The organism is Rhodothermales bacterium, assembly GCA_039944855.1.
GTDB lineage: Bacteria > Bacteroidota > Rhodothermia > Rhodothermales > JANQRZ01 > JBBSMX01.
This window is the reverse complement of the sequence record JBDUXZ010000003.1, coordinates 1-19133: the sequence shown is the minus strand read 5'-3', so window position 1 is coordinate 19133 and position 19133 is coordinate 1. Positions and strand designations below refer to the sequence as shown.

At 68.2% G+C, this 19133-nt stretch carries 16 protein-coding genes and 1 tRNA gene; 6 read left to right on the top strand and 11 right to left on the bottom strand.

The window, feature by feature from the left end; translation table 11 throughout:
- Positions 1-5 precede the first annotated feature (5 nt).
- On the bottom strand, positions 6-713 hold the full coding sequence (locus ABJF88_01355) for a PKD domain-containing protein (GenBank protein ID MEP0545556.1): 708 nt from the start codon (positions 711-713) through the stop codon (positions 6-8).
- Entirely contained in the window at positions 698-4234 is a 3537-nt protein-coding gene (locus ABJF88_01350) for a caspase family protein (GenBank protein MEP0545555.1), read from the bottom strand. The genes ABJF88_01355 and ABJF88_01350 overlap by 16 nt, the downstream gene beginning before the upstream one ends.
- Positions 4235-4439: 205 nt before the next feature.
- On the opposite strand from ABJF88_01350, the gene ABJF88_01345 reads away from it, so the two are divergent.
- Positions 4440-5768, top strand: a complete 1329-nt coding sequence (locus ABJF88_01345) for a GAF domain-containing SpoIIE family protein phosphatase (GenBank protein MEP0545554.1) — start codon at positions 4440-4442, stop codon at positions 5766-5768.
- Positions 5769-5802: 34 nt separating this feature from the next.
- Here the strand turns inward: ABJF88_01345 and ABJF88_01340 are convergent, their stop codons facing one another.
- The 6 genes from ABJF88_01340 to ABJF88_01315 all read right to left on the bottom strand — a co-directional run bounded on the left by ABJF88_01340 (position 5803) and on the right by ABJF88_01315 (position 11926).
- The gene (locus ABJF88_01340; GenBank protein MEP0545553.1) at positions 5803-6537 is read right to left on the bottom strand and encodes a hypothetical protein; all 735 of its coding nucleotides are present in this window, start codon (positions 6535-6537) and stop codon (positions 5803-5805) included.
- Positions 6538-6587: 50 nt separating this feature from the next.
- Positions 6588-7385, bottom strand: coding sequence for a gamma-glutamyl-gamma-aminobutyrate hydrolase family protein (locus ABJF88_01335; GenBank protein ID MEP0545552.1), 798 nt, complete (start codon positions 7383-7385; stop codon positions 6588-6590).
- Positions 7386-7544: 159 nt separating this feature from the next.
- A complete protein-coding gene (locus tag ABJF88_01330) occupies positions 7545-8651 on the bottom strand; it encodes a carboxylate-amine ligase (protein ID MEP0545551.1) in 1107 nt (368 codons plus the stop codon).
- A gap of 19 nt (positions 8652-8670) precedes the next feature.
- The gene (locus ABJF88_01325; GenBank protein ID MEP0545550.1) at positions 8671-10026 is read right to left on the bottom strand and encodes a hypothetical protein; all 1356 of its coding nucleotides are present in this window, start codon (positions 10024-10026) and stop codon (positions 8671-8673) included.
- Positions 10027-10176: 150 nt separating this feature from the next.
- Entirely contained in the window at positions 10177-11127 is a 951-nt protein-coding gene (locus tag ABJF88_01320) for a hypothetical protein (protein MEP0545549.1), read from the bottom strand.
- A gap of 82 nt (positions 11128-11209) precedes the next feature.
- On the bottom strand, positions 11210-11926 hold the full coding sequence (locus tag ABJF88_01315) for an alpha/beta hydrolase-fold protein (protein MEP0545548.1): 717 nt from the start codon (positions 11924-11926) through the stop codon (positions 11210-11212).
- A gap of 239 nt (positions 11927-12165) precedes the next feature.
- On the opposite strand from ABJF88_01315, the gene ABJF88_01310 reads away from it, so the two are divergent.
- From ABJF88_01310 to ABJF88_01295, 4 genes are all read left to right on the top strand, one after another.
- Positions 12166-13032: an alpha/beta hydrolase-fold protein gene (locus ABJF88_01310; protein MEP0545547.1), complete on the top strand. Its 867-nt coding sequence runs from the start codon at positions 12166-12168 to the stop codon at positions 13030-13032.
- A complete protein-coding gene (locus tag ABJF88_01305) occupies positions 13026-14087 on the top strand; it encodes a membrane dipeptidase (GenBank protein ID MEP0545546.1) in 1062 nt (353 codons plus the stop codon). Before ABJF88_01310 ends, ABJF88_01305 begins: the two co-directional genes overlap by 7 nt.
- Before the next feature lie 97 nt (positions 14088-14184).
- The gene (locus ABJF88_01300) at positions 14185-15396 is read left to right on the top strand and encodes an ATP-grasp domain-containing protein (GenBank protein ID MEP0545545.1); all 1212 of its coding nucleotides are present in this window, start codon (positions 14185-14187) and stop codon (positions 15394-15396) included.
- A gap of 14 nt (positions 15397-15410) precedes the next feature.
- Entirely contained in the window at positions 15411-16460 is a 1050-nt protein-coding gene (locus tag ABJF88_01295; protein MEP0545544.1) for a Gfo/Idh/MocA family oxidoreductase, read from the top strand.
- Between the two features lie 52 nt (positions 16461-16512).
- On the opposite strand, the gene ABJF88_01290 is transcribed toward ABJF88_01295, so the two are convergent.
- Together ABJF88_01290 and ABJF88_01285 are read right to left on the bottom strand one after the other, a co-directional pair.
- Positions 16513-16641 (bottom strand) — tRNA-Ser (locus tag ABJF88_01290).
- Between the two features lie 59 nt (positions 16642-16700).
- The gene (locus ABJF88_01285) at positions 16701-17939 is read right to left on the bottom strand and encodes a tyrosine-type recombinase/integrase (GenBank protein MEP0545543.1); all 1239 of its coding nucleotides are present in this window, start codon (positions 17937-17939) and stop codon (positions 16701-16703) included.
- 41 nt (positions 17940-17980) lie between these two features.
- Between ABJF88_01285 and ABJF88_01280 the strand changes: the two genes are divergently transcribed.
- Positions 17981-19018: a hypothetical protein gene (locus ABJF88_01280; protein MEP0545542.1), complete on the top strand. Its 1038-nt coding sequence runs from the start codon at positions 17981-17983 to the stop codon at positions 19016-19018.
- Here the strand turns inward: ABJF88_01280 and ABJF88_01275 are convergent.
- The coding region (locus ABJF88_01275; GenBank protein ID MEP0545541.1) for an IS5/IS1182 family transposase at positions 19015-19133 on the bottom strand (119 nt) is incomplete at its 5' end. The two genes, ABJF88_01280 and ABJF88_01275, sit on opposite strands and share 4 nt — an antisense overlap.

Sequence of the window (19133 nt, the reverse complement as noted above, 5' to 3'; positions counted from 1 at the left end):
GAGGCTCAGCGTTGGGCAGGGCGGGGGAACGAGTCAGCGCGGCGTGTTCGGACGATCGGCCCTGATTCGTCCGGATCCGACGTGGTTATGGTCCCTTCGATGATGCGGATCTGCTCCGGTCGGGCTCCGCCCTTGATGTAATACGCGCCGACCGCTTGCGCCCGCTCCTCGGCGAGGGTGCGGGGGCGGCGCTCCCGAGCCTGCGCCACGCCTCCGATCTCGATCGCCATGCTCGGGCAGGAGAGGATCAGCTCGAGATTCTCGGCGAGTCGGGCTTCGGTGTTCGGGTCCGCCATTCCATCATCGATCCGGCTGCTGTTGCGTCCGAAATACACGCTGTTCAGCTCGACGATGTCGAGGCAGTACGGCGCGTCAACGACAACCGTGGCGGTGCAGGCTGTGCGTCCGGCGGCATTCGCGGCGGTGAACGCCGCGCCATAAACCCCCGGCTCTGCGTACGTGTGCGTCGTGTCGCGTACGGCCGCCGTCGTCCCATCCCCGAAGTCCCACGACGCGGTGTCCACTTTGCCCCCCACCGCAGCGATGAAGTCGACGGGCTCACCGACGACCGCAAGGACCGGCTCTGCTGCACACACCTCAACCGTCGGTGGCACGAGGGGTTGCGCGACGGTCGAAGGGGCGGTGCACCCGGAGAGCAGGAGCACGAGGCCGGCCACGAAGCGGGTGGGGAAACAAGCTAGGCAGTGAGCCATGCGAGCAGTTTCTCCTGGACTTTGGGGTGCTGGAAGAACCCCGCGTGCGAGATCGCCGCGTGGGCGTCGAAGACGTGGTGCTCGGCGATCGGGAAGAGGCCGGAGCCGTTGGCCTCGTAGACGCTCGCCGTCGGGACGACGAGGTCGTTCTCGGCTCCGAAGACGGCGTCCATCAGCCGGTCCTTCGCCCACTCCCGCATCCCCCGATGGCTGGGCGTGAAGTCGGCCCCAAGCGCGTAGTACGTCGTCTCGCCCGGGGTCCCCCCCGCGTTGAGCCACTGCTGGAAGTCGCCGCCCGGCCGCATCGATTGCAGCCCGCTGAGCCCGCTGAGCGCGCCAACAGCGAGGAGCTTCGCGACGGTCACGACACCGTCGAGCACGTCCGTCACCGGGTTGTCCGGGACGAGGTTCAGCAGGTTCGTGTACGTGTCCACGAGCGTCCCCATGTGCTCGGGGTCGGCGAGACTCGTGCCGGCGTTGGGCGAGGCGACGAACACGACGTTCCCAACGCGGAGCGTCCGCGCGCCGAGCGAGAACGCGCTCTGCTTCTCGGCGAGCATCCGGCTCACGAGCCCGCCCCGCGAGTGGCACACGATGTCTACGTCGAGCGCGGCGTCGTCGGGGAGGCGGGCGAGGAACTCTTCGATGTTCCGGCGCGGGTCGTGGGACAGCGTGAAGTGGTCGAAGGCGAACACGCGGCCGTCGTAGCGCTGCGAAAGCGCGGCGAGCGTCTCGGTCCCCAGCGCGCCGAAGGCGGAGTGCGAGCGGCTGAACGTGCCGTGGACGAAGAGAAGCGAGCGCCCTGCACCGAGCCGCCGCCAATCGTCGTCGCCGAGCGCCGGGGCGTCGGGCGACGTGTAATTGGCAGGCGTGAACGGGCGGAGGCCGTAGGGCCGCTCCTTCTCCTCCCACTTCTCGGCGAACTTTTCGGTGACGGCCCCGATGAGTGGATCGATGAGGGGGAAGACGAGCACCTCGATAAGCTTCTTTCCCACCGCTCCGGCGATCCCTCGTGTGGCGGCGCCTTCCGGTGCGACGGGCGCCGCGCGGTCGATCACGTAGCGCCGCGTCCTGGGGCCGAGGCTCCTCGTCGCCGCTGCGGGTTTGGCGAACTGCCACGTCGTGACGCCGCTCTCGTCGGTGTAGAGCACGAACTGCCCGTGCCCGGCGTCGGGTTCGGGCACCTCCACCTCGATCGTCGGCTCCGCGCCGGGCGTGGGGAGGCTGCGGGTCCGCGCCACGTCGATCTCGACGGTCTGCTGCGCGCCGACGCGCTCCTGCGCGAGCACGGCGTGGAGCCCGTCGAGCACGCCCGTCGAGGCGCCGATGCGGGGGGCGCTGCGGGTGCCGGCGGGGGCTGCATTCAACGGAGGGAGCACGCGCGCCTCGCCGCCGAGCCCGCGCGTGCGGATCGTGATGTCACCGAGCGCGGCGGTGCTCCCGCCCGCGTCGAGCGTCGCGCTCGCCGTCTCCTTCCGAAGCATGAACGAGCGCGACGCCGTCGTCCAATCCCCGTCGTCGGTGGTCTTCTGGTGGAGGGCGATCTTCCGCGTCGGCGCGCCGAGCGCCGCGCGGCGGATGAGCTGTTGCAGCGACGACCCGCCCTCGGCTTCGCCGAACGCGCTCGACCGCGTGGGCTCCTGATTGAACGAGGAGAAGTCGGCCGGCTGCGTCGTGCCGAAGACTTTCAGCGTCTCGGTCCCCTCGATGGGGTCGGCCTCGTTCGGCTGCGGGGCGAAGGGGAAGGCGTCGTCGAACTCGAACGCGATCCCGTCGGGATAGCCGATTTTGAGCGTGTTGCCGGGTGCCAGCGTCTCGTTCGCGCCCTGCACGGTGAGTGGGTAGATCCCGTGCGTGATGTCGAAGTCGAGCGCGTAGACGTAGAGCGGCTCGGTGTGGTTATTCGTGATCGTGAACGCGAGCCGATCGCTCTCTGCGAAGACGACGCGGCCCCCGGCGTCGGGCGTGGCGTCAGCCCACTCGCTGCCCTGTTTCTTTTGGAGTCGTACGTCGAGCGCGCCTCGGAGCGTGCTGTGCGGGTCAGGGTTGTCGAGGGCGAGACCGAAACGGTAGCGGGCGATCTTGACGAAGTTGTCCCGAAGCAGCCGTGCCACCCCCGCCTTGCTCACGGGGTGGACGCGCATCAGCAGCCTTCCGTCCGTGCTCCCGACGACCGCCCACGACGCTTCGGCGACCGCGCCGAGTTGCGGCACCGGGCCGTCGTCGTCCGCGCGCGGCACGAGGAGGTAGGCCCGCGCGTCGGCCGGCTCGACGTCGCCGACGACTGTGACGAGCGGCGTCTTGTCGAGTTCAGCCGTGAGCGCCTGCGCTGCTTCGTCGAAGCCGTCGGGGACCGATAGGTGGACGCGGAGGCCCGCAGCGTGGGCGGCGTGGAGAGCTTCGACGGCGCGGGCACCGGGCTCGACGCCGTCGGCGCTCTCTTCCATGAGTTCTGCCTTCGACGCGACCGCTCCGACGTGCGTGACGCGGACGCGGCCGATCGGGGTGGCGTCGTCGGTCGTCTTCGTCCCCGCCGGGTACACGTCCCACTCCGAGCCGACGGTGAGGCCCTGCGCTGCGCCGGCGGCGAGCGTCACCGTCGGCCCATCTCGTTTCTCCACCCCGACGAACCGCATCGGCTCGATGGTGCGGATGCCGAAGAGCTCGCGGTCGAGTGCGCCCTCTAGCTGCGGATGCTGCTTCGAGGCGTGGGCGTTGACGGAGGGGCAGACGCGCTCGTAGATGTCGCGGTACGTCGTGCCCGGGCGGGCGTCGGCGAAGGCGCGGGCGAGGAAGAAGGTGAGCGCGCCGTGGGGCGTGTCGGTCTCGGGGTCGCGATACTCGTAGGAGCACTCGTCGTCGGCGCAGCCCGCGATGAGGACGTAGCGATCGCTGAGGGGGAGCCACCCGCTCGGGCCGACTTCGGCGCGCGTGCCCCGTGTGACAACGTGCGGGATGGGCGAGGGCGGGAGCTCCTCGACGGGGCGCGTGTCGGGCGCGAGGTAGCGAGCCTTCGCGCCGAACGTATCGCGGGCGATCGTACCCGAGTGGCAGCAGTCGAAGAGGAGCGTGACGTAGGAGGTCTTCGCGGTGACGCGGCGAAGCCACACGTTGATCTCGTCGTCGGAGATGTCGCGGTTGGTGTCGTCGGCGCTGCCGGGCGCGTCGGGGTGGTTCGCGCGGCCGGTGTCGTAGGGGACGATCGTCTCGTCGAGGCCGTCGGGCTCGTCGCCCTCGCGGCAGGTCATCTGCGAGCCGTGGCCGGCGAAGAACATCACCACGATGTCGTCCTCGGCGGTGGCGTCGGCGAGGGCGTCCATTGCGGCGAGGATGCCGTCGCGCGTGGCCTCGGCGTCGGTGAGGAGCGTGACGTGCTCCTCGGGGAAGCCAAACCGGTCACGGAGGAGCTGCGCCATGAGGCGTGCGTCGTTGACGCAGCCTTCGAGGTGGTCGAACACGGAGAGGTTCTCGTACGTGTCGACGCCGACGACGAGCGCGCGCTTACTGCCGGATGAAGCCATATGGAGCGGGGGATGGTGAGCGGCTCTTCGTCCGGGGCCTCTCCTCCCTAGCTTCTCCGACTCCGTGCCACGCTCGGGCTCCCGAAGCTGAGTGTTGACCCAGGGTGATGGACCAAGGACTACGGACGCTCGATTGGTCGTTCGTGGTTATATACGGGGAATATAGATGCTGCGCTCCTAACCCCATCCAGCGATCCCGACTCCCATGCTCTTTGCTTCTCGGCAAGCCGTGCAGGCATTAGAAACGCGACTCCGAGCCGCCGAAGAGGAGAACCGCGGGCTCCACCGCGCCGTCGAGGAGCTCTCCCTCTTGAACACCCTCGCGCGGGAGATCGGGGCCTCGCACGACCTTCAGCAGATCACGAAGCGAATCGTCCACCAAGCGCTCCACGCCGTCGAAGCGGAGCAGGGCGTGCTCGCCGTGCTCGACGCGCAGCCCGAGGGCGAATCGCTGCGCACGCTCGTCCGCACCGCCGCCGGCACGTCAGCCCGGCCCGCCCTCCGCGCCGACGACCACCTCCTCGGGTGGATGCAGCTCCACCACCGCCCCCTCCGGCTCGACGCCCCCCGCACCGACCCGCGCTTCGCGGCGACGCCGTGGCCCGACGACGTCGCCTCCGTCCTCAGCGTCCCGCTCAGCGCGCAGTCCCGGCTGATCGGGGCGCTCACGGTGTTCAACAAGCGCGGCGGCGGCGGCTTCAGCGCCGAGGACGAGCGGCTCCTCGCGATCCTCGCGGGGCAGTCGGCGCAGGTGATCGAGAATGCTCGGCTGCTGGAGGAGGAGAAGGAACTCGTGCGGATGCAGGAGGCGCTCCACCTCGCCCGCCGCATCCAGCGCGGCCTCCTCCCGGAGCGCCCGCCCGACGTGCCGGGCTACGACCTCGCCGGACTCAGCCTCCCCGCCGACACCGTCGGCGGCGACTACTTCGACTTCATCCCCGTCGGCGACGGCCGCCTCGCGCTCTGCGTCGGCGACGTCGTGGGGAAGGGGCTCCCAGCGTCGCTGCTGATGGCGAACGTGCAGGCCACGCTCCGCGGGCAGACCGGGCAGGACATCGGCGCGGCCGAGTGCCTGGGGCGGGCGAACCGGTTCCTCAAACGCACGCTCCGCCCCGGCACATTCGTCACGCTCGTCTACGGGATCCTCGACGCCGGGACCCACGAATTCCACTCGGCGAATGCCGGCCACAACCGGCCGCTGCTCCTCCGCGCCGACGGCACGCTGGAACGGCTGGAGCACGGGGGCCTCGTGCTCGGTGCCCTCTCGGACTCGTTGTATGAGGAGGTGGGACACGTCCTCTACCCCGACGACCTCCTGCTGCTCTACTCCGATGGCCTCACCGAAGCGATGAGCGATGCCCGCGAGGAGTTCGGCGAGGAGCGGGTGGGTGCTCTTCTCCGGTCGCACCGCACGCATTCAGCGAAGGCCGTCGTGGACGCGCTCGTCGAAGCGGTGCAAGCGCACGCGGGGGCCACACCGCAGAGCGACGACATCACGCTCCTCGTCGTGAAGCGGGCAGGGGCTGGAGGGTGAGGGAACGATGCTCAGCGGAATCGCGCTTCCATCCTCAATTCCCGCACGAGACGCAGCCGAGGCCGGGCGCCTCGCCCGTCGTGCACGTGCACGAGCAGGCCGTCCCGTCGTCGGTCTCGCCGAAGCCGCCGGTGCAGAAGCGGGCGAGCTCGCCGGACGTGACGTCGCAGGCGTCTTGGACGAGGTAGCCGGTGAAGGGCCGGTCCGCCCCCTGGAAGCGTTCGGGGACGGGGATGTAGAGCACGTCGCGGACGCTCGCGCACTCGGCCGCCGCCGCGTCTTCGAGCACGAAGCCGACGAGGTACGGCTGGTCCAGCACGGGGCCGAGCGTGCGCCGGGCGAAGGCGACGGCGCGCGGGCTAGCCATCTCGAGATCCGTTAGCCACGTCTGCACGCCGGCTCGGTCGAGGCGCTGTGCCTCGGCTGGATTTACCTCGGCCCGGTACAGCCCGAAGAGGCCGTCGGTGAACATCTGCCGGAGGTCGTCCTCCGTCCGCTCGTACAGCGGGTCGGGCTCCGGCTCAGGTGCAGGCTCCGGCTCGGGTGCAGGCTCGGGTTCGGGCTCCGGTGCCGGCTCGGTCGGAGGCGGCGGCATCGTCACCGGTTCTGTCGTTGTGCAGGCGGCGAGGAACATGAGAGACGAGAGGACGACGAGCAGGCGGAGGAGCATGGCGAGCGAGAGGCTGATGGGAGAGGGGGAGACGTGCGTGTTGAACGTCCCGCCGTCGGGGCTGATCCGGCGGCTCCGTACGCGAAGACCCGGCGGCACGGCGGCCGCCGGGTCTTCGTCAAGCCAGAGATAGGAGGGACCGCCGTCGGTCAGGCGGCTTCCCCGAGCGCGACGTCGGCGTGGGTGCGGGCCTGGCGCCACTGCACGGCGGCGTCGGTGAAGGCCTGGAACAGCCGGTGTGTGCCCTCGTCGGAGTCGATCAGCATCTCCGGGTGCCACTGCGCGCCAACGACGAACGTCCCATCCGCCGTCTCGATCGCCTCGATCAGCCCGTCCGGCGCGGTCGCCGTCACGACGAGGCCGTCGCCCAGCGCCTTGACGCCCTGGTGGTGCATGCTGTTGACGAGCACGCGCTCCGCGCCGAACGCTTTGCGGAGGTGGGAGCCCGGCGCGACGGTGATCTCGTGCGCGAGGTAGTGGCGGTCGTAGCCGGCGTTGGGGAAGTAGTCGTGCTTGATGGAGCCGGGATACTCGTCGGCGCAGTCCTGGTAGAGTGTGCCGCCGCGGACGACGTTCAGGATCTGCATCCCCCGGCACACGCCGAGGAACGGCTTGCCGTCCTCAAGCGCCCACCGCGTGAAGGCGACCTCGACCACGTCGCGCGGGAGGTCCGTGACGCCGCAGAGCGCGTGCTGCTCCTCGCCGTAGCTGCTGGGATGCACGTCCACCCCGCCGGCGACGAACACGCCGTCGAGGCGGTCGTAGATGGCGCGGAGCGTGGCCGGGTCCTCGTCGAGCAGCGGCACCATCCACGGCACGGCACCGACGGAGGTGAGCGCGAGGAAGTAGCGGTGGTTCATCACCCACGAGTGGGGGAGCCCTTCCGGGATGCCTTCGATGGCCTGGAGGGTCTGGGTCGGGACCCCGATGACGGGTCGAAACTCCATACGAGTGTACGTCGGGATGGCAGGAGAGAAGCCCGAGGCCCTCAATCGGGGGACAGCAGGCATTGGAAACACACAACGGTTAAACAGCGAAACTAGGGCCATCCATCGCCGTCTCGGCATCCCGGCCGAACCTTCACGCGACGAGGCGTGCGGCGCACGCTAGAGTATGCCCTCTTCGGTCTCCCGGATCAGTTGGTCGACGACGGGGCGGAGCGCGCCGGTCTTCTCGAACGTGGCGAGCTGACGGTCAGCGCTCGACCCCTCATCGAGGATGTGATAGGCGTATTCGACCTCGGCCCGGCTCCCGAGCTCGTCCACGACGTCGCCGATGAACCACTCGATGAGTTCGATGATCAGCTCGCGGGCGGGCACCTCTTTCTCTTTGCCAAAGTCGATCAGCTTGCCGTCGAGGCCGTAGCGGACGGCCCGCCACTTGTTCTCCTCAATGAGGTCGGAGGCGTAGACGCGGAACGTCGTGTTGTCGCGGCGGAGCTTCCACAGCTTGAGGATGATGGCCTGGAGGATGGCCGCGATGCAGACGGCCTCGTCCACGCGCGTGCACACGTCGAGGAAGCGGAATTCGAGCGTCGGGAAGCTGTGGTGGGGGCGCGAGTCCCAGTAGATCTTCGAGCCGTCGGGGATGCATCCGGTGCGGACGAGCTTGTCGCGGAGCGCGACGAAGTCGCCGTGGGAGGTCATCACGCGCGGGACGCCCGAGCGGGGGAAGCTGCGGAAGACGACGCTGCGGTACGACTTCATCCCCGTCCGCCGCCCCATCCAGAACGGCGAGCTCGACGTGAGGCACAGGAGGTGCGGCATGAAGTAGCGCGAGACGTTCATCGCATCGATGAGGAACTCCTTGTCCTCGATCCCGATGTGGACGTGGGTCCCGAAGATGAGCAGCTGCTGCGCGAGGTCCTGCATGTCGTTCTTCACGCCGAGGTAGCGCGCGAGCGGCGTGATCTCCTGGTCGGCCCACGACGAGAACGGGTGGCTCCCGGCGGCGGCGACCTTGAGGTCCTTCCGCGCGGCGAGCTCCATCACGAGCCCGCGCAGCCGCACGAGCTCGGCGCGGGCGTCGGCCGGCGTCTGGCACACCCGCGTCCCGACCTCGACCATCGACTGGTGCAGCTCGGGCTTGATCTCGCCGAGGATGAGGTGGTCGTCTTCGAGGATCTCCGTGATGTACGACCGGAGCTCCCGCGTCTCCGGGTCGATGATCTGGTATTCCTCTTCGATCCCGATCGTGAGCGACGGCTGTTCCATAGCAGGGGGAGGCTGAGAGTTAGCGGGGCTCGACGACGAACGTGGCGAGGCTCGACCCGCCGCCCGACGTGACGTTGACGAGCGATTCGGTGGAGAGCCGCGTGAGGCAGCCGTCCATGTACGATCCGTAGAACGCGAACGGCGCGGTGTCCACGATGCGGTCGAAGAACGCCACGCGCCCGTCGACGATGCTGGGGTAGGGCTCGCGCGGGAGGATGATCCGGTCCTGCACGATCGTCGCCTCCCGGAGCGCGAGCTGGACGGCGGCGTCCCACGTCGCGTCGTCGGCTTCCCAGCCGAGGACGATGCCGGTGCCGCCGTACTCGTCGTTCGGCTTGAGCACGAGGTGCTCGCGGTGCTCGTAGATGAACGGGACGAGGTCGATCTCGTCGCCCCGGAAGATCGCCTTCCGCTCCTCGACGACGCGCGTCCACGGGATGTGCGCGTCGATCGCGCGCTGCTCTTCCTCGGTGAAGAGGTAGGCGTTGCGCTTGTCGCTGAGGACGGCGAGGCTGGCCTTCTTGTGGAGGATCTTGCAGCGGAACGAGTTCACCATGCACACCGCCCCGTCGGCGACGGCCCGGACGATAGGGTGGTCCATCCCGCCGCGCTCGATGAGCTCGCTGATGAGTACGCGCTTGTAGATCACGTCCACGACCATGCCCCCGGCGTAGAGCCGGCCGTTGCGGTACTCCACCTCGCGCGGGTCGGCGATCACGCACTCGAACCCCTGCGAGCGGAAGTAGTCGGCGCTGATGACGAACTCGCTGTAGGTCGGCACCTCGCGCCAGTCGATGATGGCAATCCTGGGGCGGTCGCGGCGGCGGCCCGTGGCCTGGTGGTAGGCGTCGACGAGGGCGTGGAGCACGTTGTGGCGCGAGGGCTGCTGGCGGACCTCGTAGCGGCGGATGAACTCCCGCATCACGGGGAGCCCGTAGAAGACGGCGGCGAGGAGGTCGTTGTACGACGCGGCGGCGGGCGTCTCGGCGTTGTACTCGGTGAAGCGGAGGCCGCCGCGCTCGGCGACGAAGAAGGCGTCGAGGCGGGAGACGGGGCTGGGGTCGCGGAAGCCGGGCTCGTGCCGGATCAGCTTCTCCTCCCAGTCGAACAGCCGGAACTGCCGGCGGAACGCCTCGTCCTCAATCGCCGCGTGGTAGATCTTGTCGAAGGCGCGGAGGATGATCGACGAGCGCTCTTTGAGGAAGCGGTACTGGTCCGGCGTAAAGAACCGGGGGCGGAGCACGCTGCACAGCGGGCGGTCACCGAAGAACAGCCCGCGCCGCCGGAGTTGGTCGTCGAGCTGGTCCTGCGTTTCCCCGGCGAGGTCGTCGCTCAGCAGCTCGTGGTAGTGCTCGATGGCGGCCTGGAGTGCCATGTGCGTGTGGGAGTGGAGTGTGGGGATGGGGACGTGTGGGGGGCGAGACGAGCCGGAGAGGCGGGAGCCGAAGAGCTGAGGGGTGGAGTCAGTCGCTACGACCGCCTCTTCCATTCTTCGACTCTTCCGCGCTTCGTTTCCTCTCCTCCCTCACGTCTTCCGGTTGCCGACGAAGAGCTTGTCCCAGCGGAGCGGCTTGAGCTGCGGGCGCGACTTCTTCGCCAGCTTGATTGCGAGGTCGGCCATGTGCTCCACGACCCACTCGAAGTAGTGCGGCGTGAGCGAGTTGATGTCCATGTCCGGGGCCGGGTTCATGAAGTCGATGGCGTAGGGCACGCCGTCGCGGACGGCCCACTCCATCGAGTTCATGTCGTAGCCCAGCGCGCCGACGAGCTTCCGCGAGTCCGCGACGATCCGCTTGCCGAGCGCGGGGCCGAGGTGGTCGTGCTCGACGTGGTACTTCCGCTCGCCGGGGTCGTACTTGATCGGGAGGATCTCGTCTTGCCCGAGGCAGATGCAGCGGACGAACTGCTCCCACTCGATGAACTCCTGCACGATCATCGTGAGCAGGCCGGACTCGTTGTAGTGGTGGAGGAGCTCCTCCTTCGAGCGGCAGACGTAGACCTCCTTCCACCCGCCGCCGTGCGCGTCTTTGAGGATACACGGCAGCCCGATGTACTCCAAGAGGGCGTCCCAGTCGAGCGGGAATTTCAGGTTCCGCAGCGACTCGTCGTGGACGATCCCCGGCACGTACTCCTTGTTCGGGAGGACGGCCGTCTTCGGGTGCGCGATGCCCAGCTTCGTGGCGAGCGTGGCGCCGAAGAACTTGTCGTCGGCGCTCCACATGAACGGGTTGTTGACGACGGTCACGCCGTTGAGCGCGGCGTACTTGAGGTAGGTCCGGTAGAACGGGACCTCGTGCGAGATCCGGTCGATGATGACGTCGTAGGGGCACGGCTCGTCCATCATCGGCGCGCCAATCTGGACGAGGTCGGCGACGACGCCCTGATCGCGGTTGTTGACTTCTTCGATGAAGCGGGGCGGGAACGACCACTCGCGGCCGACGACGAGGCCGACGCGCTTCGGTGCTTTCTTTGCCATGAGAAGGGTAAAGGGTAAAGGGTGAGGGGTAAAGGACACTGCGACGAATGAGCGGGCATCCTCACGTATCACGCATCACGTCTCACTCCCCGCCGATGTAGCGGAGGATCATCTGGTGCCACCACGGCCAGTCGTGCGCCCAGCCGTCCCACAGCCGGAGCGCATTCCCGACGTCCTTCCGCCACAGGATGCGCGAGAGGTGCTCGTTGTTGGTGCGGAAGCTGTCGTCCCGCCCGGTGGCGAGGATGATGTCCATCCGCCGCATCGCCTCGAGGTGGCCGTGGTCGTCGAGGTCGGCGACGTAGTGGGAGGGGTTGTGCCGGTAGATGTGGTCGTCGTAGTGCCCGTTCGCGAACTGCCGGATGTCGTAGAGCCCGCTCATCCCGATGACGCGGCCGACGAGGTGCGGGTAGCGGAACGCGAAGTCGACGGCGTGGAACGCGCCGAAGCTGGCGCCCGTCGTGATGAGGAACGGGTTCGGGTTGCGTTTCCAGCTGAGCGGGAGCACTTCGTGGAGGAGGTACTGCTCGTAGTCCTCCTGCCGCTTGGCGCGGTTGACGGGGTGCTTCCAGCGGGCGTACCAGCTCTCGGCGTCGACGCTGTCCACGCAGTAGAGCTGGACCCAGCCGTTGCGGAGGTGCTCGCCGAGCGCGCCGATCATCCCGCGGTCCTCCCACTCGTAGAACCGGCCCTGCGAGGTGGGGAAGACGAGGACGCGCGCGCCGGCGTGGCCGAACACGAGGAGGTCCATGTCGCGCCCGAGCGACGGGCTGTGCCAGCGGTGATGCTCGCGGTGCATAGGCGGCGGAGCGTTGGGGCCGACGGCGAGCGAGGGGCGTCGCCGCGGGCGAGTAGTGGGAACGGAAAGGGCGGTATCTTGTCGGCACGCCGTGACGGCCCCCGCCGTCAGCCGATGCACGGTCAGAAGATAAGCGGGCCACTTCGATGTTGGTACCGTATTTACTCCCCCTTGTCTCGGGAGCGTCGACGCCCCCGATGAAGCCGCGCCGAGCCCCGCGTCGGCCCGCTCGAGCCCGTATGAACGAACCCACTGAAGCGGCCCCCGCCGAGGGCGACCTCGCCCCCCTCCCCTCGGCCGAGGGGACGTGGCAGACGTACCCACCTGATCCCGAGGGCGACGGCCACACCGTCGTCGGCGACCTGCAGGTGCTCGGAGGGCTCTACAGCCCGCAGCTCGACAACCACCGCGACGTCATCACGTACCTCCCGCCGTCGTACGGCACCGGCACCCGGCGCTACCCCGTGATCTACATGCACGACGGGCAGAACCTCTTCGACGACGCGACGAGCTTCGCCGAGGAGTGGAACGTGGACAACACGATGAACGCGCTCAGCCAGGTCGGGCTCGAAGCGATTGTCGTCGGCGTGTTCAACACGGAGGGGCGGCTCAACGAGTACAGCCCGTTCGAAGACGCCGAAGGCCGCGGCGGCGACGGCGACCGCTACCTCGACTTCCTCGTCGACACGCTCAAGCCGCGCATCGACCACGACTTCCGCACGCGGCCGGGGCGCGAGCACACCCTCGTCGCCGGCTCGTCGATGGGCGGGCTCATCAGCCTCTACGCGTTCTTCCGCCGGCCCGACATCTTCGGCAACGCTGGCGTCATGAGCCCGTCGCTGTGGTTTGCCGAGCGGTCGATCTTCCCCTTCGTCGAGGCTGCGCCGCACACGCCGGGCAAGGTCTACCTCGACGTGGGAACGTTGGAGGGGAAGGAGACCGTGGCCGACGTGCGCCGTCTGCGCGAGCTGCTCCTGGGCAAGGGCTACCGGCGGCACCGCGACCTCGTCTACGTCGAGGCGAAGGGGGCCGGGCACTCCGAGGTCGCGTGGAGCCAGCGGCTCCACTTCGCCGTGGACTTCCTGCTGCGGGAGACGGAATGGTGAGCCGCCCCCTCTACATCGACGGCCACCTCGACCTCGCCTTCAACGTGACGGCGCACGGGCGCGACCTCACGCGCGGTGTGTTCGCCGTTCGCCGGAAGGAGAAGCGCACGACGCAGGAACTCCTCGTCTCGCTCCCCGAACTCCGGCGGGGCGATGTCGGCGTCGTCGTCGGGACGCTCTTTACGCTGCCCCGCACCTTCGAGCGCCCGCCCGACGCGCCCCCGCTCACCGACCGGCAGCGGGCGCTGACGTACGCCACGCCGGAAGAGGCCGAGCGCTTCGCCCTCGACCAGCTCGCGGTCTACGAGCGGTGGGAAGAGGCCGGCGAGATTCGCCTCCTCCGCTCCCGCGCCGACCTCGACGCCCACGTCCTCGACTGGCAGGGCGGCGGCCAGACCATTGGTCTCGTCGTGTCGATGGAGAACGCCGACCCGATCGTCACGCCCGACGACCTACCGACGTGGGTCGAGCGCGGCGTGCGGCTCGTCGGCCCGGCGTGGCAGCGGACGCGGTATTGCAGCGGCACGCACGCGCCCGGCCCGCTGACCGACCTCGGCCGCGATCTCGTCCGCGCCCTCATCGCGCACGGCATCCCGCTGGACGTGAGCCACCTCGCCGAAGAGAGCTTCTGGGACGCGCTCGCTCTCGGGCCGGACCTCGTCTTCGCCAGCCACAGCAACGCCCGCGCCCTCACCCCGACCGACCGCCACCTCACCGACGACATGCTCCGCGCGATCGGCGAGCGCGACGGGCTCGTCGGGCTCGTGCTCGGCAGCGAGTTCGTCAAGGACGGCGTCGCCCGGACCGACCCGAAAGAATCCGTCACCCTCGCCGACGTCCGCGCGCAGGCCGAGCACGTCGCCGGGCTCGTCGGCTGGGAGCGCGTCGCGATCGGCAGCGACTTCGACGGCGGCTTCGGCTTGCAGGAGACGCCGCTCGAAATCACGCGCGGCGCCGACTTCGCCAAGCTCGGCGTGATCGCTCCGGCGGAGGCGCGCGCCGGTATCCTCGGCGAGAACTGGCTCCGCTTCCTCGGCCGCGCCCTGCCGGATTAGTACGTTTGGACGCGTGGGAGTGTGGACGTGTGGACGTTCAAGCCCCCAGCCTTCACACCTCCAAACGTCCACACCTTCACACTCGAACTCTCCCCTCATGGCTAGCGAGCGACCTCTCACCTTCCTCTGCCTCGCGAGCTACGAAAAGGGCGCGGCGTTCATGCGGGCGTGCCACGCCGAGGGCGTGCGCGTGCTCTTCCTCACCGTCGAGAAGCTGCGCGAGATCGACTGGCCGTGGGAGAGCATCGCCGAGACGTTCTACATGCCCGACCTCTTCGAGCGGGAGGACGTGATCCACGGGGTCAGCTACCTCGCCCGCGCCGAGAAGATCGACCGCATCGTCCCGCTCGACGAGTTCGACCTCGAGATGGCCTCGACGCTCCGCGAGCACCTCCGCGTGCCGGGGATGGGCGAGACCACGGTCCGCTACTTCCGCGACAAGCTCGCGATGCGCTTCAAGGCCCGCGAGGCGGGCATCCTCGTCCCCGACTTCGCCCCGGTCATCAACTACGACGACCTCCGCACGTTCATGGCGAATGTCCCCGCGCCGTGGATCCTCAAGCCGCGCAGTGAGGCCTCCGCGATTGGGATCAGAAAGATCGCCGAGCCCGAGCAGCTCTGGCGCACGCTCGACGAGCTCGGCGACCGGCAATCGTACTTCCTCATCGAGCGGTTCGTCCCGGGCGACGTCTACCACGTCGACGCGCTCATCGCGGACCGCGCCGTGCAGTTCGCCGAGGCCCACCGCTACGCGAGCACGCCGTTCGAGATCATGCACGGCGGCGGCCTCTTCGCCACGCGCACGCTCGACCGCGGCGGCGAGGAATCGGCACGCGTGAAAGAGCTGAACCGCCAGCTCGTCGACGCGCTCGGGCTCGTCCGCGGCGCCGTCCACACCGAGTTCATCCGCGGCCGGGAGGACGGGGAGTTCTACTTCCTCGAAACCGCCGCCCGCGTCGGCGGCGCCAACATCACCGACCTCGTCGAAGCGTCGACGGGCGTGAACCTGTGGGCGGAATGGGCGAAGCTGGAAATCGCCGACGCGCGGGGCGAGAGGTACACGCCGCCGGAGCACCGCACCGATTACGCGGGCGTCCTCCTCTCGCTCGCCAAGCAGGAGTGGCCCGACCTCTCGGGCTACGACGACCCCGAGGTCGTGCGGCACATCGTGAAGAAAAACCACGCCGGCCTGATCGTGCGCGCCGATTCGCCGGAGCGCGTCGAAGAACTGCTCGGCGCGTACTCGGCCCGCTTCTACGAGGACTTCTACACCTCGATGCCGCCGCCGCCCACCGCTGCGTCCGCATAATCACTCCGGTGCCGATGAATCGCGAGGCCTCGACGGTGCTGCCCGGATCGCCCGTGCGCGTGGGCATCGTGGGGCTGGTCCATACGCACGTCCACTGGCTGCTCGCCCGGGAGCCGCGGGGCGATATCGAGATCGTCGGCATCGCGGAAGCCAATCGGGATCTGGCCCGGCGCTACACGGCGCAGCACGGCTACGCAATCGACCTCGTCCACGACACACTAGAGGCGATGCTGGACGCGGCGCGCCCCGATGCCGTCGCCGTGTTCACCACGATCCTCGACCACCGGCGCGTCGTCGAGGCATGCGCGGCGCACGGGGTCCACCTGATGGTCGAGAAGCCGCTCGCGGTGAGCCTGGACCATGCCCGCGCGATGGCTGAGGCGGCGCGGCGGGCGGGCATCCATCTGCTCACCAACTACGAGACGACGTGGTACGCGAGCGTCCACGCAGCGTACGAGCGGGTCCGGGCCGGCGAGGTCGGGCCGGTGCGGAAGGTCGTCGTGCGCAGCGGGAATGCAGGCCCGCGCGAGATCGGCGTCAACGCCGAGTTCCTGACGTGGCTGACGGACCCGGTCTACAACGGCGCGGGCGCGCTGATAGATTTCGGTTGCTACGGCGCTGCTCTCGTTCCGTGGCTAATGGGTGGACAGCGCCCGCGCTCGGTGACGGCCGTCACGCAGCGACTCAAGCCGGAGCCGTATCTCGTCGACGATGAAGCCACGATCGTCGTGACGTACCCCGAGGCGCAGGGCCTCATCCAGGCCTCGTGGAACTGGCCGTTCGACCGGAAGGATATGGAGGTCTACGGCCGCACCGGCTCCCTGCACGCCGACGACGGCTCCACGCTCCGCGTGCGGACGGCCGACGCCGCCGAGCAGCGCCTCCGCCTCGATCCGCTACCCGCGCCCCACGACGATCCCTTCGCCTACTTCGCCGCCGTCGTGCGGGGCGATGTGGTGCCGGGCCCCGGTCTCTCGTCGCTCCCGATCAACCTCATCGCGATGGAAATCCTCGACGCCGCGATGCGCTCAGCTAAAACGGGCCGGACGATTTACCTCGCTTGAGGGCGGCGTAAACGCAGCGCGCCCACCGAAGACGACTTCGGCGGGCGCGGAGTGGAGCTAAGGAGATTCGAACTCCTGACCTCTGCAGTGCGATTGCGGCAGGGTGGGGGAGGGTGCTCAGCCGATCTGGCCAGAATACTTCAGAAGAGGCCATTCCCCACGGCGGATCCTGCATAGATCCGCAGCTATCCGCACGGCCTTGCCGTACTCTTGCCGTACTTCTACCCTCCGGCAAACCGATCACTCGGGCGATCCCGCCCGCTCATCAAGGCGGGCGCTCCCGAACACCCGCTCCACGTGAGAAGCACCTCTGGCGGGGTCGTAGTGCCCGTAGTGCTTCTCGATCATCCGCACGCTCGTGCCCATGATCCGAGCTAGGTCGAGGAGCGGGACGCCGGCCGCAGCCATCCGCGTCCCGTAGGCGTGTCGGAGGGCGTACGCCGTGACGTGCTTGCGGACGCCCGCGCGCTCGGCCAGCGTCTGGAGCCGTTTCGTGAGGTAGTCCACCGCGACGGGACCGCCGTTTGCGCCGAGGAACACGAACTCGTCAGCGCTGTTCGTCCGGCCCGCATCCAGCCGGTGGAGCACGGCCAGGGCATCGCCCGCCACGGGAACCGTTCTGCGACTCCCGGCCGTCTTGACCCGGTGCCCCTTCCCTACCTCGATGCAACGTTCGGAGAGCCGTACAGCGCTCCACCGCAGGGCCCGCTGCTCTCCAGGCCTGAGGCCGGTACCGAGCCCAAAGGTTACCCAGTCTGTGAGCCAGTCGCGCGGCCCGTCGCCAAGGTCCTCACCGGGCGCGGCGGCCGCTGCTGCGGCACGGAGGATGGCCTCGGCCTCCTCATCCGTTACGTGGTCGCGCCGCCTCCCCCTCGCCTTCGGTAACCGGATGCCCTCGGCGGGGTTCGTCTGGCAAAGCCCCTGTGCGATGGCCCACGCAAAGAAGTGCTGGAGGCTCGCGCGGCGCCGTCTCTTGGTCTCGGCGCTGGCCTCGGGGCCCGGCCCCCGTCGCTGGCCGTCTTCTCCCTTCGGAGGCCTTTTGCGTGCGTTGACGTACGCCCCTACGTGGCTTTGTTCTACGTGCCGCACGAGCGTTCCCGCCGGTAGAGATCTGCCGAGCCGGTCTAGGTGGCCGCGGTCGCTTTCAACGGTGGACGGCGATGCTGAGTGGGCCTTCTCAGCTAGATACCGCTCCGTGGCCTTGTCGAAGGAAGCCTTTGCGCCGGCCGCCGGCTTATGCACCCACGGATCGAGCGCACCAACGGAGCGGCGTCGCGCATAGCCAAGCGCCTTCGCCATCGCGGCGCCCTTATCCTTAGTGCGGAGGTTGATCCGCTTCCGGGCTGGGCGTCGGTCGGGGTCGTAGACGACCCACTGCCAGTTTCCACGCGGTACCTTCCGCTCACCCTCGACGCGGTATGAGCGCTCGATTCGGGAGCCGTCGGGCAGTTCGTCACGGTAGGGATTGCGGCTGCTCATGCAAAGGCGAACTAGTTCTTTCCAAGTTACTCTCCGAAGCCATGAACTCGGTTCCTAATTCCCAACCAGGCCCCAGCGAGGACAACGGGGGGCTCCCGGCCGCCATGCGGGCGGCGCTCCTACGTGAAGGGAACCCTCTCAGGGCTCATCCTTTGGTCTGGGATAAGGTGTTGGGCGCCGACTATGACCCCAACCAGTTAGACGCTCCTCTCCACCTCAATGGCTTTGCAAGCTACACCTTCCGAGCAAGTAAATGGTGGGGAGGATGGGGAGGGAAAGTGATCGACTCGCGTGATGCTGAACGCGAATTCGGCGAGCTACTTCAGCGTCCTGGAGGGTACGAGCAGCTTGCGCTGTTGGAGTCCCGGCTCATCAGGCGACTTCCCCTACTGCGCGACGAGCTCAAATCTTCGCTCACGGATCTCGCTCGTACAATCAGCCCTAATGTTCAAAGGAAAGGGGAGGCACTCGTTGTTGATCCAGATGATGTGCTTATCGCCGATGACCTCCTGGCGCGGATCGCCCAGGCTCTCACTGCGGTGACAGATCCCTCCGACCGCCATGACACGAATCGTTTAAGGAGTCTGCTGCCGCATGCTGTCGTAATTGCAACGAATGCTGCCCGCGTACGAGCCTTGCGGGACAAGAGTTACTTATCCCATCGCTGGACGGATCGTCTAGATGCTGCCATTGAGCGCTCTGGCGGTGAACTCGACGTCTTCTTCGTGGACATGCTTGAGCGCTCATTGGACGCCGCTGCCACATTCGAGATCGCGCTATCTCGTTGGACCTCCGCCTGGCGAGTCCTTGGGCTCTATGAGGTCTTCGGTTCGGCCGCAATCTTCGGGACTCCGAGTGGTAGATCCGACGCGTCCACCGACGAGGGTGGCGCTCAGGGCGATGTGCCTTATGAGCGTGCCATCATTATGGCGAGGGAGCTCCTGAACGTCGCGGCAGCCGGCGACCCGCCCGACTTCGACGGTGGAACCGATACCGGTTTCTTGAAATGGTGCGGCAACGTTATTGGGATGTCTGATGGAACAGCACGGAGGGTCTTAGAGACTGTTTGGGGAAGCTAGGCGATGCGTCGAACCATCAACCGAATCGCACTGAGTTGGACCAACGCTTCGCTGACGGCGGGTAGCCGCTCGTAGTCCTTCGAGAGCCGGCGGTACCCGCCGAACCACGCGAACG

What these genes read in the sequence shown, in the direction of transcription:
- ABJF88_01315 (MEP0545548.1), bottom strand. Translation starts at nt 11,926, where the DNA reads ATGCACCGCGAGCATCACCGCTGGCACAGCCCGTCGCTCGGGCGCGAC.
- ABJF88_01300 (MEP0545545.1), top strand. Translation starts at nt 14,185, where the DNA reads ATGGCTAGCGAGCGACCTCTCACCTTCCTCTGCCTCGCGAGCTACGAA.
- ABJF88_01280 (MEP0545542.1), top strand. Translation starts at nt 17,981, where the DNA reads ATGAACTCGGTTCCTAATTCCCAACCAGGCCCCAGCGAGGACAACGGG.
- ABJF88_01345 (MEP0545554.1), top strand. Translation starts at nt 4,440, where the DNA reads ATGCTCTTTGCTTCTCGGCAAGCCGTGCAGGCATTAGAAACGCGACTC.
- ABJF88_01285 (MEP0545543.1), bottom strand. Translation starts at nt 17,939, where the DNA reads ATGAGCAGCCGCAATCCCTACCGTGACGAACTGCCCGACGGCTCCCGA.
- ABJF88_01325 (MEP0545550.1), bottom strand. Translation starts at nt 10,026, where the DNA reads ATGGCACTCCAGGCCGCCATCGAGCACTACCACGAGCTGCTGAGCGAC.
- ABJF88_01305 (MEP0545546.1), top strand. Translation starts at nt 13,026, where the DNA reads ATGGTGAGCCGCCCCCTCTACATCGACGGCCACCTCGACCTCGCCTTC.
- ABJF88_01355 (MEP0545556.1), bottom strand. Translation starts at nt 713, where the DNA reads ATGGCTCACTGCCTAGCTTGTTTCCCCACCCGCTTCGTGGCCGGCCTC.
- ABJF88_01310 (MEP0545547.1), top strand. Translation starts at nt 12,166, where the DNA reads ATGAACGAACCCACTGAAGCGGCCCCCGCCGAGGGCGACCTCGCCCCC.
- ABJF88_01320 (MEP0545549.1), bottom strand. Translation starts at nt 11,127, where the DNA reads ATGGCAAAGAAAGCACCGAAGCGCGTCGGCCTCGTCGTCGGCCGCGAG.
- ABJF88_01335 (MEP0545552.1), bottom strand. Translation starts at nt 7,385, where the DNA reads ATGGAGTTTCGACCCGTCATCGGGGTCCCGACCCAGACCCTCCAGGCC.
- ABJF88_01350 (MEP0545555.1), bottom strand. Translation starts at nt 4,234, where the DNA reads ATGGCTTCATCCGGCAGTAAGCGCGCGCTCGTCGTCGGCGTCGACACG.
- ABJF88_01295 (MEP0545544.1), top strand. Translation starts at nt 15,411, where the DNA reads ATGAATCGCGAGGCCTCGACGGTGCTGCCCGGATCGCCCGTGCGCGTG.
- ABJF88_01330 (MEP0545551.1), bottom strand. Translation starts at nt 8,651, where the DNA reads ATGGAACAGCCGTCGCTCACGATCGGGATCGAAGAGGAATACCAGATC.